At 69.7% G+C, this 14,691-nt stretch carries 14 protein-coding genes and 1 pseudogene; 7 read left to right on the top strand and 8 right to left on the bottom strand.

Annotated features, from left to right (window positions below; all coding sequences use genetic code 11):
- Positions 1-23 precede the first annotated feature (23 nt).
- The 6 genes and pseudogenes from NC4_RS13595 (at position 24) to NC4_RS13575 (ending at position 5,044) form a co-directional block, all read left to right on the top strand.
- A complete protein-coding gene (locus NC4_RS13595) occupies positions 24-1,652 on the top strand; it encodes an AMP-binding protein (protein ID WP_067537283.1) in 1,629 nt (542 codons plus the stop codon).
- Positions 1,649-2,062, top strand: a complete 414-nt coding sequence (locus NC4_RS13590) for a RidA family protein (RefSeq protein WP_067537280.1) — start codon at positions 1,649-1,651, stop codon at positions 2,060-2,062. The genes NC4_RS13595 and NC4_RS13590 overlap by 4 nt, the downstream gene beginning before the upstream one ends.
- Positions 2,059-3,243: an acyl-CoA dehydrogenase gene (locus NC4_RS13585; RefSeq protein ID WP_067537277.1), complete on the top strand. Its 1,185-nt coding sequence runs from the start codon at positions 2,059-2,061 to the stop codon at positions 3,241-3,243. The genes NC4_RS13590 and NC4_RS13585 overlap by 4 nt, the downstream gene beginning before the upstream one ends.
- A 69-nt stretch (positions 3,244-3,312) precedes the next feature.
- A pseudogene (locus tag NC4_RS43930) lies at positions 3,313-3,759 on the top strand (carboxylesterase family protein); the annotation flags it as partial.
- Complete coding sequence (locus tag NC4_RS13580; protein ID WP_067537274.1) at positions 3,740-4,600, top strand: carboxylesterase family protein; 861 nt, start codon at positions 3,740-3,742, stop codon at positions 4,598-4,600. The pseudogene NC4_RS43930 and the gene NC4_RS13580, both read left to right, overlap by 20 nt.
- A 3-nt stretch (positions 4,601-4,603) precedes the next feature.
- Complete coding sequence (locus NC4_RS13575; RefSeq protein ID WP_157554674.1) at positions 4,604-5,044, top strand: MFS transporter; 441 nt, start codon at positions 4,604-4,606, stop codon at positions 5,042-5,044.
- Here the strand turns inward: NC4_RS13575 and NC4_RS13570 are convergent.
- Positions 5,013-5,504 (bottom strand): Lrp/AsnC family transcriptional regulator, encoded by a 492-nt coding sequence (locus tag NC4_RS13570; protein WP_157554672.1) that lies wholly within the window; start codon positions 5,502-5,504, stop codon positions 5,013-5,015. The genes NC4_RS13575 and NC4_RS13570 overlap by 32 nt on opposite strands.
- Positions 5,505-5,666: 162 nt before the next feature.
- Between NC4_RS13570 and NC4_RS13565 the strand changes: the two genes are divergently transcribed.
- Entirely contained in the window at positions 5,667-6,836 is a 1,170-nt protein-coding gene (locus NC4_RS13565; protein WP_084529028.1) for an MFS transporter, read from the top strand.
- Positions 6,837-6,855: 19 nt separating this feature from the next.
- Here NC4_RS13565 and NC4_RS13560 read toward each other — a convergent pair whose 3' ends face one another.
- From NC4_RS13560 to NC4_RS13530, 7 genes are all read right to left on the bottom strand, one after another.
- Positions 6,856-8,577 (bottom strand): SulP family inorganic anion transporter, encoded by a 1,722-nt coding sequence (locus NC4_RS13560; protein ID WP_067537263.1) that lies wholly within the window; start codon positions 8,575-8,577, stop codon positions 6,856-6,858.
- 25 nt (positions 8,578-8,602) lie between these two features.
- Positions 8,603-9,370 carry an HAD family hydrolase gene (locus NC4_RS13555; RefSeq protein ID WP_067537260.1) on the bottom strand — a complete coding sequence of 256 codons (768 nt, stop codon included), beginning with the start codon at positions 9,368-9,370 and terminating at the stop codon, positions 8,603-8,605.
- Positions 9,367-10,062, bottom strand: coding sequence for a universal stress protein (locus NC4_RS13550; RefSeq protein WP_067537258.1), 696 nt, complete (start codon positions 10,060-10,062; stop codon positions 9,367-9,369). Before NC4_RS13550 ends, NC4_RS13555 begins: the two co-directional genes overlap by 4 nt.
- Entirely contained in the window at positions 10,055-12,241 is a 2,187-nt protein-coding gene (locus NC4_RS13545; RefSeq protein WP_067537255.1) for a glycosyl hydrolase family 65 domain-containing protein, read from the bottom strand. Before NC4_RS13545 ends, NC4_RS13550 begins: the two co-directional genes overlap by 8 nt.
- Before the next feature lie 180 nt (positions 12,242-12,421).
- A complete protein-coding gene (locus NC4_RS13540) occupies positions 12,422-13,114 on the bottom strand; it encodes a DUF4389 domain-containing protein (RefSeq protein ID WP_067537252.1) in 693 nt (230 codons plus the stop codon).
- Between the two features lie 387 nt (positions 13,115-13,501).
- The gene (locus tag NC4_RS13535; protein WP_067537250.1) at positions 13,502-14,023 is read right to left on the bottom strand and encodes a hypothetical protein; all 522 of its coding nucleotides are present in this window, start codon (positions 14,021-14,023) and stop codon (positions 13,502-13,504) included.
- A 101-nt stretch (positions 14,024-14,124) separates the two neighbouring features.
- Positions 14,125-14,691, bottom strand: coding sequence for a GNAT family N-acetyltransferase (locus NC4_RS13530; RefSeq protein WP_245721669.1), 567 nt, complete (start codon positions 14,689-14,691; stop codon positions 14,125-14,127).

Raw genomic sequence — 14,691 nt, 5'->3', positions numbered from 1 at the left:
TCTTCTCCCCCAAGGTCGAAACCATGAGCACCGCCCATATCGACACCTTCGCCGCCGATCATCTGCCGCCCATCGACCAATGGCCGGATTTTCTGCTGGAGCTGTCCGAGCTGCGGTTTCCGGACCGAATCAATTGCGCCGCCGACCTGCTCGACCGCCACCTCGCCGAAGGCCGCGGCGACCGGCCCTGTATGCGCGCCCTGGGGGTGGACTGGACCTACTCCGACGTCCGCGACCGGGTCGATCGCATTGCGGCGGTGCTGGTCCGGGACATGGGCCTGGTACCGGGCAATCGCGTACTGCTCGACGGGCCCAACAGCCCCATGCTCGCGGCCTGCTGGCTGGCGGTGATCAAGGCCGGTGGCATTGCCGTGACGGCCATGCCGCTGCTGCGCACCAAGGAACTCGCCGTCATGGTCGACAAGGCGCGGATCACCCACGCGCTGTGCGACGCCGGGCTCGCCGAGCAGCTCCAACCGTTGCGCGCCAACGGATCACCCCTGACCCAGGTGCGTGATTTCGGCGGCGCGGGCGCGGGCCTCGAGGCGGATATGGCCCGCCACGACGGGCGATTCGACGCGGTGGACACCGCCGCCACCGATGTCTGTCTCATCGCCTTCACCTCCGGCACCACCGGTATTCCCAAGGCCACCGCGCACTTTCACCGCGATGTCCTGGCGATCTGCCGGTGCTTCCCGAGCCATATCGTGCGCCCGGAACCCGATGACGTGTTCATCGGCAGTCCCCCGCTGGCGTTCACCTTCGGGCTGGGCGGCCTGGTGTTGTTCCCGATGGCCATCGGCGCCTCAACCGTGCTGCTCGACAAGGCCGGTCCCGCAACACTGTTGGACGCCATCACCGAGTACGGCGCGACCGTGCTGTTCACCGCCCCGACCGCCTACCGGGTGCTCGCCCGATCGGGCCCGGCGCTGCGCGCCACGCCCTTGCGCAAATGCGTCTCGGCGGGTGAGGCGCTCTCGGCGAGCACCCGCGCGCTGTGGCGGGAGGACACCGGGCTCGAGCTCATCGACGGCATCGGCGCCACCGAGATGCTGCACATCTTCATTTCCGCCGATGAGGAGCATGCCCGGCCGGGTGCGACCGGTAAGCCCGTGCCCGGCTACCGGGCCCGCGTGGTCGACGAGTCCGGCCGGGAGGTCGGGCCCGGCGTGGTGGGCCGCCTGGCGGTGCAGGGCCCGACCGGCTGCCGCTATCTCGCCGACGACCGGCAGACCGTCTATGTGCGCGATGGCTGGAACTACACCGGCGACGCCTACTCGGTGGACGAGGACGGCTATTTCCACTTCCACGCCCGCGCCGACGACATGATCGTCTCGGCCGGATACAACATTGCCGCACCCGAGGTTGAGGACGCGGTGGCGGCGCACGCCGCGGTCGCGGACTGCGCGGTCGTCGGCGCGCCCGACGAGGAGCGCGGCCAGATCGTGCAGGCGTATGTGGTGCTGCGGCCGGGGTATCCGGCCGATTCCGAATTGGCCCAGGAGATCAAGGATTTCGTGAAGCAGACAGTGGCTCCCTACAAGTATCCGAGGTCGATCGTGTTCGTCGAGGACCTGCCCCGCACGCCGACGGGGAAACTGCAACGCTTCCACTTGCGGTCGGCGCGTGACAATTCGGCGGCGGCGCGATGAGGGTGCTGCAGCCGCCCGCGTGGCCGCGACCGCGCGGCTACGCCAATGGCGTCGCGGTCCGGGGCGAGCTGGTGTTCGTGGCGGGCATGATCGGCTGGGACGCCGACGGGGTGTTCCGCCACGAAGACCTCACCGGCCAGGTGCGCCAGGCCCTGCGCAATATCGTGGCCGTGCTCGCCGAAGCCGGGGCCACGCCCGCGCATATCGTCCGAATGACCTGGTATCTCACCGATCTCGACGACTATGCCCGCGAACAGCGTGAGATCGGCGCGGCCTACCGGGAGATCATCGGCGACTTCGATGTGGCCATGACCGCCATCGAGGTGCGCCGCCTCGTCGAACCGCAGGCCCGGGTCGAGATCGAAGTCACCGCCGTCCTGCCCGACCGGGCACCGAGGAGCCACGCATGACCGCCGTCGCCCGATCCCGTTTCCGGTGGGACGATCCGCTGTCCCTCGACGCCCAGCTGACCGACGACGAGCGCGCGGTGCGCGAGACCGCACGCGATTTCTGTGAGAAGCGGATGGCGCCACGCGTGCTGGAGGGCTTCCGCACCGGGCGCACCGATCCGGAGATCTTCCGGGAGATGGGTGCGGTCGGATTGCTCGGGCCGACGATTCCCGAGGAGTACGGCGGCGCGGGACTCGGCTATGTCGCCTACGGTCTCATCGCCCGTGAGGTGGAGCGGATCGACTCCGGGTACCGGTCGATGATGAGCGTGCAGTCCTCGCTGGTCATGGTGCCGATCAATGAGTTCGGCACCGTCGAGCAGAAGCGAAAGTATCTGCCGCGCATGGCTTCCGGGGAAGACATCGGCTGCTTCGGGCTCACCGAGCCCGATCACGGCAGCGATCCGGGTTCGATGGCGTCGCGGGCGCGCTCGGTGCCGGGCGGCTACTCGCTGACCGGCGCCAAGACCTGGATCACCAATGCGCCGCTGGCCGATTTGTTCGTGGTCTGGGCCAAGGACGATGCCGGGGATATCCGCGGATTCCTGCTGGAGCGGGGCATGCCGGGACTGAGCACACCCGAGATCGAGGGCAAGGTCGGCCTGCGCGCCTCGGTGACGGGGCAGATCGTCATGGACGGCGTGTTCGTGCCGCAGGACAATGTCTTTCCCGAGATCCGGGGCCTGCGTGGGCCGTTCACGTGTCTCGACAGCGCCCGCTACGGCATTGCCTGGGGCGCGCTGGGCGCGGCCGAGGACTGTTACCACCGGGCCCGCGGCTATGCGCTCACGCGCAACCAGTTCGGCCGCCCGCTGGCGGCGAATCAGCTCGTGCAGCGCAAGCTCGCCGATATGCTGACCGAGATCACGCTCGGCCTGCAGGGCTGCCTGCGCCTGGGCCGCCTGCGCGAACAGCACGAGGCCGCAACCGAACTCACCTCCATCATGAAGCGCAATTCCTGCGGCAAGGCCCTCGATATCGCACGCGTCGCGCGAGACATGCTCGGCGGCAATGGCATCAGCGACGAGTACGCCATCGCCCGGCATCTGGTGAATCTCGAGGTGGTCAATACCTACGAGGGCACCCACGACATTCACGCGCTCATCCTCGGGCGCGCCATCACCGGCATCGCCGCCTTCTGAATCAGTTTGCCGCACAGCACGACACGATGAATGCGAGGACCACCATGACCGCGAGAGACGGGCTCCGGGCTGCTGCGCGGGTCCGTCGAGGACAGCCTCACGGCCTTTCGCGGCGTCCCCTATGCCGCGCCGCCGACCGGCGAGCACCGCTGGCGCGCCGCACGCCCGCATCCCGGTTGGTCCGGGGTGCGCGAGGCCACCGCGTACGGGCCGTCGGCCCCGCAACCGTGGCTGCCGCAGGGGCATCCGCTGCTCGGCTCGCACGGCAACCCGCCGTTCGACGAGGACTGCCTGACCCTCAATATCTGGACGCCCGCGGCCGACGACGCGCGGCGGCCGGTCATGGTGTGGATCCACGGCGGCGGATTCCTCACCGGCTCCGGCAATCTCGACATCTACGCGACCGACACCTTCGCCCGCGACGGCGATATGGTCTCCGTCGCCCTCAACTACCGGCTGGGCCCGCTGGGCTTCCTGCCCGGGCTCGGCGACACCAATGTCTGGCTGTCCGACCAGGTCGCCGCACTGCGGTGGATCGCCGAGAACATCGCCGCTTTCGGCGGCGATCCCGACCGCGACCGCGGCCCTCGACCGCACCCGCGCCCTGGCACGGCATCTCGGGCACGGCGACGATATCGAGGCGCTGCGGCAGGAGCCGTGGGAGCGGCTGATTCTCGGCACCACCGCGGTGATCGGCGAGTACCGGGGATTCGGCGACTGGGCGCTGGCCTTCACCCCGGTGCTCGATCCGGAAACCCTGCCCCGCAACCCGGCCGCCGCCTTGGCGGACGCCGATATCGACATCCTCATGGGCTGGACCCGCGACGAGGCCAGCTTCTCCTTCGGCATGGACCCGAGCTATCGCGACGCGTCCCGCGAGCAGGTGACCGCCTGGGCGGCCCGGTACGGCGAGCACGCCACAGCCATAGCCGAACAGCTCCCGCCCGCCGAGGCGGTGATCCGGATCGTCGGCGATGCCTGGTTCCGCGGTCCCGGTCTGCACCTGGCCCGTGAGCGGTCGGCCGCCCGCCCCGCGCACGTCTACCAGTTCGACGTGAACTTCCCCGTCGGCGCACCCATCGGCGCCACCCACTGCCTCGAAATCCCGTTCGTCTTCGGCAATCTCCCCCGCTGGAGCGCGGCGCCCTTCGTCCGCGACTTCGACCCCGCCCGCGCCGAACGGGTCACCGATCTGCTGCACCGATCCTGGATCGCCTTCATCCGCGACGGCGACCCCACCCACCCGGGTCTGCCTTCCTGGTCGCGCTACGACTCCGAAACCCCGGCCATCCTCGTCATCGGCGACGATGACGCCAAGCCCTCCCCCACCCTCAATCCCTCCGTCATCACCGGATAACCGATCCTCGGGCCGGAAACCCGTCCGGCACTGTCACACTCGACCGCATGGCATCCGGACGGCTGGGCCTACGACCGCACCGGGCCACGCGTCCTCGTGGCGCTGCCACTACTGGCCGCCGCATCGGCCGCCCTCGTCTTCCAATCACGCGGCGGCTGGCTGATTCTCGGGGTCCTGCTGTGGGGCGCCGCGGTCGGAATTCAGGAATCCACCATGCGCGCCGTCGTCACCGATCTGGTCGGCTCGGCCCACCGGGCCACCGCCTACGGCGTCTACGCTGCCGCCGCCGGTGCGGTCGCCGCCTTCGGCGGCACACTCACCGGCCTGCTCTACGACATCTCCCGCACCGTATTGATCTCGGTCATCGTCGCCGTCCAGGCCCTGGCCCTGCTCCTGTTCCGATACGCGACGCTCATGAATGCGGCCAGCCACTCAGATTGCTGACGGGCCGGTCGACATCCACCGGGACGACCGCGCGCGCCTCGTACTGGGTGGACAGGACGATATGGGTTTCGATGGTGCCGTGTTCGCCGATGCGCTCGGCCAGACCCTCGAAGTGTTGCAGCGAGGCGGTGCGCACCTTGAGCAGGGTGCAGTGCGCGCCGCTGAGTTTGTGGACCTCGACCACCTCCGGATACGCCTCGGCGGTACTCGTTTTCAACAGGCAGTGTCCGAGCGCGCAGCGCAGCTGGATGAAGGCCAGCACCGGCTGGCCGGTGCGGCGCGGGTCGACGCGGGCCTCGTAGCCGGTGATCACGCCCGCTTCCTCGAGCTTGCGAACCCGGTCGGCCACGGCGGGGGCGGACAGGTGAATGCGGCGGGCCAGCTGGTTGTAGGACAGGCGGCCGTCGGCTTGCAGTTCGGCGAGAATGCGCCAGTCGAGGTCGTCCAGGGCTTTGTCCATTCTCAACCGATACCGCACCGGATCGCCTGTGTCATCCCGGATCCGCTGATCGATCATTCGTAAACCCGCACCGCTCGAATAGGTTTCGTTCGGCAGGCGAAGTGGCCGGATCTCCTTGTGGATCTTCTTCTTTCCCGGTCATCCGCCTAATAGCGTTGCCGCATGACAGCAATTCGGATGCGGGAGCCGGTCGTTGCGCGCCGGTGGCTGGTGGCATTGTTCCTGGGTGCGGCCTATATGAGCCTGGCCATGGTCACGGCGAGCACGCTCGGAACCCTGGTCGCCGCAGAGGCATTGGGGGCGGCCTGGTCGGGGCTGCCCAGCGCGGCGGGGGTGATCGGTACGGCGATCGGGGCGGCCGTGCTGACCGCCGTCATGGCGCGGTGGGGGCGGCGGGCCGGGCTGGTCGCCGGATATGCGATCGGGACGCTCGGCGGGCTGCTCGCCATGCTGTCGACGGTGACGGTGTGGCTGCTCATCGCCGGTATGGTGCTGCTGGGCGTGGGCAATTCGGCCGCGCAGCTGTCGCGCTACGTGGCCGCCGATATGCGGCCGGATCGTCCCGGCACCATTCTGGCCGTGGTGGTGTGGGCGGGAACCCTTGGGGCCGTGGGCGGTCCGCTGCTGCTGGCCCCGATCTCGACGGCCGCGACGGCGAGCGGGCACCAGGCCGCGACCGGAGTCTTCCTGCTCGGCACGGCGGCCGTCGCGCTGGCCGCGACCACGCTGCGCCGCGGCGCACCCACCGCACCGCCGCCGGGACCGACCCGGCTGCCGCCCATGCGGCTGGCCCTGGCCACCGTGCTGGTCGCGCAGATCGTCATGACCACGATCATGACCGCCGCCCCGCTCGCCATCCACCAGCACGGCCACGGCCTGCACACCGTCGGCGCCATGATCTCCGCGCACACCTTCGGCATGTTCGCCCTGGCACCGCTGTCCGGGCTGCTGTGCGACCGCCTCGGCGGCCGGGCCGTCATTGCGACCGGCCTTGCGCTGCTGGCGATCTCCTCGATCGCCGTGGTGGCCGCCGACTCCGCGGGCGGCCCCGCCCTGGCGGCCGTGCTGTTCCTGCTCGGCTTCGGCTGGAATCTCGCCTACGTCGGCGCGAGCAGCCTTCTCTCGGGCAGCCTGCCCGATGTGGAACAGATGCGTCTCGAAGGCGCGGTGGAAGCGCGCGTCTGGGGTGGCTCGGCCCTGGCGACCATGGCCTCCACCATCGGCTTCGCCGTCGGCGGCTACGGCCTGCTCGCCGTCCTGTCCCTGGCGGCGCTGGCCATACCGGTCGTGCTGCTGAACCGGTCGGCGCGTCCCACCACCGCGAGCGCCTGACTCACCTGCCGTGGACCGATCAGTGTCCGGTCGGAGCCTCGGGGCCCGTTTCACCCGTCTGGTCACGGTAGGCGGCCAGCGCCGTGGGCAGCGTCGGATACAGGCGGTCCGGGCCGATGCGCTCGACCAGACCGGACGCCTGCAAGGCATCGCGTAGATCCTGTTTGACGCGAGCCATGGCGAAAATGACATCGCGCGCGGCCAATTCGGTGCGCAGTTGCTCGACGGCGTCGAGGGCGGTCAGATCGACCTCGACATTGGCCTCGGCATTGAGCACGAACCAGCGGACCGGAGCCGGGCCGTCGGCCGCGGCGTCGACGGCGGCCAGGGCGCGGTGGCGGAAGTCCTCGGCATTGGCGAAGCACAGCGGGGCGTCGTAGCGGTAGACGACCAGGCCGGGAACGACTTTCGCCTCGGGATAGTCGTCGATGTCGTGCATGCCCGCCAGACCCGGGACGAAGCCCTGAATGGCGTCGTGGCCGCGCGCCACCCGGCGCAGCAGATCCAGCACCGAGAGCGCGATGGCGATACCGATGCCGTAGAGGACGCCGAAGACGAGCACGGCGGCGGTCGTGCTGAGCGCGAGGACCAGCTCACTCCGGCGGAATCGGGCAATCCTCCGGAACTCTGGTAGATCGATCAGGCGCAGGGCCGCGTACACCACCAGGGCGCCCAGCGCGGCGGTGGGGAAGCTCGCGAGAATGCCGCGCCCGGCCAGCAGCACCGCCAGGATGGTCGCCACCGAGACCACCGAATACAGCTGGGTCCGCGCCCCGGACACATCGGCGATGGTGGTGCGGCTGCCACTACAGCTGACCGGAAACCCGTGCAGCAGACCGGTCGCGATATTGGTCGCGCCGAGCGCCCCCAATTCCCGATTGGCGTCGATGCGCTCGTTGTGGCGGGCGGCGAAAGCGCGTGCGGTGAGCGCATTGTCGGAGAACCCGACGAGCGCGATGCCGATGGCGGGCACAATCAACACGGCCAGATCGGCGGCGCGCACATCCGGCACACCCGGCGACGGGAATCCGGCCGGAATCGATCCCACGACACCGATTCCGTACTGCTGCAAAGAGAACACCGCGACCGCGAGGGAGGCGCACAGCACCGCCAGCAGCGGGCCCGGCGCCCGCGGCGCCCGCCAGGCGAGCAGGATCAGCGCGGCGAGGGTGACGGCGGCCAGCACCGTTGTCTGCCAGTGCAGTTCATCGATGTGCGCGGCAAACGAGCGCACCTGCTCCGGAATGGTCGCGCCGTCGACCGGCGCGCCGGTCACCTTGCCGAGCTGGCTGGCGATCATGATGCCCGCCGTGCCCGCCAGATAGCCGACCAACACCGGCCGCGACAGCAACTCGGCCAGCACGCCCAGGCGGGCGAACGCCCCGGCAATGCCGATCACGCCCACCAGCAGCGCGAGCGCGGCGGCCAGCGCCGCATAGCGTCCGGCATCCCCCGCCGCAAGCGGCGCCAGCGCCACCGCCGTCATGAGCGCCGTCGTCGACTCCGGCCCCACCGACAGCCGCTTGGAGGTACCCAGGAAGACGTACACCAGCAGCGGCCCGATGGCCGACCAGAGCCCGACCACCGGCGGCAGCCCCGCGACCGCCGCATAGGCCATCACCTGGGGAATCAGGTACGCGGCCACGGTGATCCCGGCCAGCGCGTCGGCGCGCAGCCACGCCGGGCGATACCCGCGGAACTGGTCGAGTCCGGGGAGCAGCGAGGCCGCGTGTCGATTCATCGGATCTCGACAGTACCGCGCGGTTTCACAGCCCGCCGAAGTCGACCTCGGCGAGATCCTCGACCACCAGGTCGGCTCCGGCGGCGCGCAGGCCGTCGCCATTGCCGCCGCGATCGATGCCGATCACCAGCGCGAACCCGCCGCGCTTACCCGCTTCCACCCCGGCCGCCGCGTCCTCCACGACCACCGTCGCGCCGGGCTCGGCATGCACGCGACGGGCCGCCTCGATCAGCATGTCGGGATCGGGTTTCCCGGTCAGGCCGAGTTCGTCGGCGACGACGCCGTCCACGCGCACCGTGAACAGCTCGCCGATACCGGCGGCCGAAAGCACCTCGGCGGCATTGCGACTGGCGGAGAAGATAGCGGTGGCCACGCCCGCGGCATTCAGTTCCCGCACCAGCGCCACCGTCGAGTGGAATACCGGGACCCCGGTGCGCGCGATCCGGGTCCGGAACAGGCGGTCCTTGCGATTGCCCAGACCGCACACGGTGTTCTCGACGTCCGCATCGGCCGGATCGCCCCAGGGCAGCGAGATACCCCGGGCGGCAAGGAAATCCGCGACGCCGCGGTAGCGCGGTTTACCGTCGACGTGGCGCAGGTAATCGGCCCGGGTGAAGGGCGCGTGATTCTCCCCCGGTACGGCGGGCAGCCGGGCGAGGAACTCGTCGAACAGCACCGTCCACACGGCGGCGTGAATGGAGGCGGTATCGGTGACCACGCCGTCCATATCGAAGATGACGGCATCGTGCAGGCGGGCATCGATCACCGGTTCATCGGGATCGTGGTCCGTCATACCGGCGCGCCCTGCCGTGTCGCCCGGCTGTCGCGCTGCGCCGGAGCCACCGTCGGCACCAGCATGACCGGCACTCGCGCCCCTGTGACGGCGGTGCGCACGGTCTGGGCGCGGCCCGGCAGCAACCGCCGCGACCAGCCCAGAATAATCAGATCGGCGGCGTCCTCGGCGACCTGGACGACATGCTCGCCGGGATGGCCGCTGCGCAATGTCACCTGCGGCGGCGGGCCGTCGAAGTACGGGACGCAGTGGCGGGCCAGGAATTCCGCCTCCCAGGCCGAGCGGGCGTGCGCGGGCTGATCCCAGCAGGCGGGCACGGTGCTGCGGTCGAACACATGCAGCACCACGATCTCGGTGCCCGCGGCGCGGAACAGGCACACCGATTCGGCCACCGCGTGCGCGGCCTCCTCGGTGCCGTCCAGCGGAACCAGTACGCGCTTGATCACGTCCGCGCCCAGGCGCAGCGAATGCGGCACCAGCACAATGGGTTTGGCGGATCCTTCGACAATCGACCAACCGCCGCCGTCCAGGGCCGCGACACCGAGCAGCACGTCCGGCTCGGCGAGTTCGCGCAGGAATTCGGCCGCCGATGCCGCCGCGGCGACGGGGCGTACCCGCGCGGCCACGAGATCGGCAAGGGACGCCGCCACGGTAGTGGCCGCCTCCGTGGGCTGGATCAGGATGTCATTCACCGTGTTCCTCCTCCGACAAGGGACACCACATATCGCCGGTCACCACGACCGGCGACCGCGTTCCGATCGCCATCCGGATCGGTCCGTCGGTGCGCACGCCGATGCCGCGGGGCGTGATCCGCAGGCACACCCGCCGCCCCAGGCAGCGGAATGTGAGACCCAGTTCGCGCCAGGCGCCGGGCAATTGGGGATGCAGATGCAGGACGCCGTCGCGGACCCGCGCGCCCGCGAACCCGGACAGGACGGCCTGCCACACCCCGCCCAGGGTGGCCATGTGCAGGCCGGAGGCGGTGCTGGCGGTGCGGTCGTCGAGGTCCAGGCGCAGGGCGGCGCGCAGCATTTCCAGGGCCTCGTCCGGTCGGCCCGCGCGGGCCAGCAGGGCGGCCATGATGGCGGGCGAGAGCGAGGAGCCGTGGGTGGTGCGCGGCGCATAGTAGTCGAGATTGACCGACAGCGAACCGGGTTCGAGCTCCTCGGGGATCAGATGGTGCAGCATGAGCACATTGGGCTGCTTGATCAATTGGGAGCGGGCCACGCGCTGCTGGCCGAGCAGGACGTCGGCGGCCAGGGGTGGTCGCGCGACCTCGGCGGCGAGCAGCGGTTCCAGGCTGAAGTAGCCGGTGAACTGCTGATAGCGCCCGTCCGGCGACAGCTGATCGGCAATGCGGTCGGCCAGGTGCCGCCACTGCGCGAATTCGCTGGCCTCCATGCTGTTTCGCGGTTGTAGCCGGGCGGCGCGGCGCAGATTCCAGCGCGCCATCACATTGGTGTAGGCATTGTCGTCGACGGATTCGTGATACTCGTCGGGGCCGATGATATTCGAGATGTGGGCGCGGCCTTCGGAATCCTCGTCCACGCGCGAGGCCCAGCAGCGGGCGGTGTCGACGAGCAGATCGCGGGCGGCGGTCTCCAGGAATTCGGGTCGACCGGTCCATTCGGCGTAATGGTCCGCGGCCCAGGCGACGTCGGCGGTGATGTGTTCCTCCCGCGTCCCGGTGAGGATGGGCACCGCGATACCGCCGAGGAATCCGCTGCGCGGGGTCACATCGGTGCCGTCCAGGGCCGACTCCCACGGGAAACGGGCTCCGCGCCTGCCCTCGGCCCGCGCGCGTTCGCGAGCGGCGGGCAGCCGGGCCACCCGGTAGGCGACTATGGCGGCGCCCGCGTCCGGATCCATGCTGACCAGGGCGGGCAGCACGAAGACATCCGAATCCCAGAACACGTGACCGCTGTACCCGGAACCGGACAGTCCACGCGCGCCGACCGGATTCTCGCCGTGCGCGCCCGCATTGCACCACAGCTGGAACAGGGCGAAGCGGACCGCCATCTCGGTCTCGGGATCGTCGGGCAGCTCGATGCCGGTGGTGGCCCAGCGCCGCGCCCACGCCGCGCGATGACCGGCCAGCAGCCCGTCCACCCCCGTATCCCAGGCCCGCGCCAGCAGCCGCCGCGCCCGAGCCGCACCGCCTTCCCCGACGGAGCAGGCGCCATGCCCGGCGGCGGAATCATCACCGCGCCCAACCGCCGGGTCATCACCATGCCCAACGGTGGAAAGCGCACCGTGTCCCGGGGCCGAGTCTGCGACCACGGCCATGATCCGGTCCAGCCCGCTGTCGGTGCGCCGCTGCGCGGCCGCCGTGACCACCGCGCCGCACGCATCGGATTCCACACGCAGACAGCGTGTTTCGGCGTCGTGAGCGATGGCGTCGATCGGGATGTCGGCCGTGTGCACGCCGGACTCGATGCCCGGGCGGCGCACCGGCGCACCCGGGTTCAGCTCGCGCGTGGTCTCCACGCGCATCACCAGCACCCCGGGCCGGTCCGCACAGGCGAACCGGATACTGCGAAAGGTGCCGTCTCCCAACGTTTCCACACGATGCAGTACACCGCCGTACAGGTCGAGAAAACGCTGCGCCGCCTGAGGCGGATCCACATCGACCCGGGTCCAGCGCGGCCCCTCCAGCAAATGTTGCTCCGGACCAGCGCCGATGTACACACCCGAGATCAGCGTCTCGGGCCCGGCCCCGGATTCGGACTCCTCGAGTACGCCGCGGGTGGCGACCGCACCGGCGCCGACGGTGAATACCGAGACATCGGAAACGTTGTGCCGCAAGGGGTTCTCCCCCACCGTCCAGCGCGGGTCCCGACCGGGCGGTCCGGCGGGCAGGTGGGCGGCCACCTGCCCGCCGACCTGAGCGGGCGTCTTCCCCCCCCTTGCCTCGGCACCGGCTCGGCGGGTGCCTGCTGCGTGCCGGTTTCGACCTGATCGTGCCCGCCCATAGCCTCGATCTCACTTCCGGTATTGCGTGCCCTCTCCTTTCGATGATCCGCCCGCGACCTTCGTTTGCGACAGGAATCTTCAGAGTGCGGGTTCGCGCGCGCCTTGATCGAGACGGAACGGCGGGTACTCGTCGCGCATGAGCGAGGCGTAGGCGAACACCCGGTAGGACCAGCGGTTGACGCCCATGACGAAATCGAACAGGCCGCGCGGATATTTCGCCGTGAACAGCAATGCGACGGCCGCGATCAGGACCAGGATGTCGAGCAGCGCGGGCATGTACGGGGCGGCGTACTCGCCGTCCATGCCGTAGCCGCCACTGCCCGCGGTCATGGCCCAGACGATGAGGTACTGCGGGATGGCCAGCAGCCACCACTTCACCAGCACCAGACCGCGCGAGAGCTGCTCGGGATATTCGACGGACAGGTCGGCCGGATAGTTGTCGTCGGGCTGCAGCGAGAACGGCGGATACCGGTCGGTTCCCAGTGCGTTGTAGCTGTAGAACAGCACCCGCCACGACCAGCGCATGATGCCCACATTGATATCGAAGATCGAGCGCGGGTACTTGCCGGTGATCAGGATGGCGAAGAAGGCCACGATGGTGAGCAGCAGGTAACCGATCCACAGCAGAATGAGGATCAGATAGTGCGGTATCGCGAGGATCCACTTCACCAGCCACAACCAGCGTGACAGCGACTCGTCCAGATCACCGCGCACCTGCACCGGATAGGCAGCGGGCCGCTTGGGTTCGACAGCGGGGGTCTCGGGGTTCATGACGACGCTCCTTCCAGGACGCAATGCCGTGCCGCGCTGGCGTCGCGCGCCGCGAAACCAGCGCCGCTGCATCCAGGATCGTCCCGTGCCGACCGGAACGACGGGCTTTCGCCGCGCCGTAATCAAAGCGCAGTACAGAGGTACCAATACGGCATAACCGCAGAAAGAACCCTATTTCACAGCTCCGCCTCCCGGCCCGCCGCTCGCAGTAGCGCTGCGCCCCCGACCCCGCGTGCCGAGCACCCGCCACGCCGACGCAGATCCCAACCGAAGCATGGACGGGCGATCACCGGGAACTGGTGGCGGCATTTCGCGAGTAGCGTCCGCCACCAGTTCCCGGTCGATGACGTTTCACACCGGGCTACGGTGGGCGCCCCTTCGACCCGCTCAGCTTCGTCCGGCGAGGCGCTCGGCCAGTGCGCGGTAGGCGCGCAGGAACAGGCGGCCCAGTACGAATGCCGACAGGATGCCGGTGGCCACGGCCGCCAGGCGGAGCAGGTAGCGGCGCACGGTGCCGTCGGGCATGCGGCGCGGTATTCCGGCGGTCAGCGATTTCGGGACGCCCGAGGAGATGCGCAGGCGCACCGGCTCGAGTTCGTGGCCGACGAGGGGGACGCGGGCGCGCAGGCGCCACAGCGGGTAGTCCTCCGGGACCGGCGGGACCGGTTGGTTCGGGTGCAGTTCGGCCCAGCGGGGGCGGAACTGGACGCGGACGTCGTGCTCGACGCCCTCCTCGACGAGTGGATCCTGCCAGCCGGTGGGGACCATGAGCTCACCGTCGGAGGTGAGCAGGCACAGCATCGGCATCGAGGTGCCGCCGTCGACGGTGATATCGGCGACGCACACGGCGAGTTGGGGCAGTGGTCCCGGCCGACTCACCGGTCGGCGGACCGCATCGGCGGTGTTCATGTCGAACTCCCTGGGGTAGGAACCGTTTTCCTGATTCCCAGATTCGGACATCTCACACTTTTTCGCGTGAGTAGTTGCCTACCCGAATCGGCACGGCAAGATCAGCGGGCGCGCTCGCCGGACGCCTCGGGCGGGCCGTCGGGGGCCGCTGTCCGCGCGACTTCCGGCCAGGTGTACTCGAATTCCTCGAGCTCGAAGCCTTGCGGGAATACCGCTGTGCGATGGGCGGTTCGGACGCCGCCGTGGCGTTCGTAGAAGGCGATGGCGGGCAGGTTGGCGGCCAGCACCTCGAGGTAGACGGTGCTGCCCGGGTGGGTGGCTCCCGCCCAGTCGAAGGCGCGGCGCAGCAGCTTCCCGCCCAGGCCGGATCGCTTACGGGTGGGTTCGACATGCAGATTGTCGATCAGGACGCGGCCGTCGGGACGAGGGATCAGATACACGAATCCGGCCATGACGCTACGGGTCTCGGCAATGAGGAGGTGCCCCGGACCGCCGCCGGAGGTGAGGCGGGTCCGCCACAGCGACAGCCGTTCCTCCAGCAGCGGGCCGTTGAGATAGTCGTCGGGCATCATGCCCGCGTAGGCCGTGCGCCAGCTCGCGGTGTGCATGGCCGCGACCGCGTCCGCGTCACCGGGAACGCCGTCCCTGATCCGGAAATCGTCCGCCAA

Origin of the sequence: Nocardia crassostreae (assembly GCF_001613405.1) — a bacterium.
Taxonomy (GTDB): Bacteria; Actinomycetota; Actinomycetes; order Mycobacteriales; family Mycobacteriaceae; genus Nocardia; species Nocardia crassostreae.
This window is presented reverse-complemented; position numbering and strand designations above follow the sequence as displayed.

Bases quoted from the DNA above. Each gene is read 5' to 3' on its own strand.
- NC4_RS13555 (WP_067537260.1), bottom strand. From the start codon at position 9,370: ATGACGGACCACGATCCCGATGAACCGGTGATCGATGCCCGCCTGCAC.
- NC4_RS13540 (WP_067537252.1), bottom strand. From the start codon at position 13,114: ATGAACCCCGAGACCCCCGCTGTCGAACCCAAGCGGCCCGCTGCCTAT.
- NC4_RS13570 (WP_157554672.1), bottom strand. From the start codon at position 5,504: ATGGACAAAGCCCTGGACGACCTCGACTGGCGCATTCTCGCCGAACTG.
- NC4_RS13565 (WP_084529028.1), top strand. From the start codon at position 5,667: ATGACAGCAATTCGGATGCGGGAGCCGGTCGTTGCGCGCCGGTGGCTG.
- NC4_RS13595 (WP_067537283.1), top strand. From the start codon at position 24: ATGAGCACCGCCCATATCGACACCTTCGCCGCCGATCATCTGCCGCCC.
- NC4_RS13535 (WP_067537250.1), bottom strand. From the start codon at position 14,023: ATGAACACCGCCGATGCGGTCCGCCGACCGGTGAGTCGGCCGGGACCA.
- NC4_RS13590 (WP_067537280.1), top strand. From the start codon at position 1,649: ATGAGGGTGCTGCAGCCGCCCGCGTGGCCGCGACCGCGCGGCTACGCC.
- NC4_RS13580 (WP_067537274.1), top strand. From the start codon at position 3,740: ATGTCTGGCTGTCCGACCAGGTCGCCGCACTGCGGTGGATCGCCGAGA.
- NC4_RS13585 (WP_067537277.1), top strand. From the start codon at position 2,059: ATGACCGCCGTCGCCCGATCCCGTTTCCGGTGGGACGATCCGCTGTCC.
- NC4_RS13560 (WP_067537263.1), bottom strand. From the start codon at position 8,577: ATGAATCGACACGCGGCCTCGCTGCTCCCCGGACTCGACCAGTTCCGC.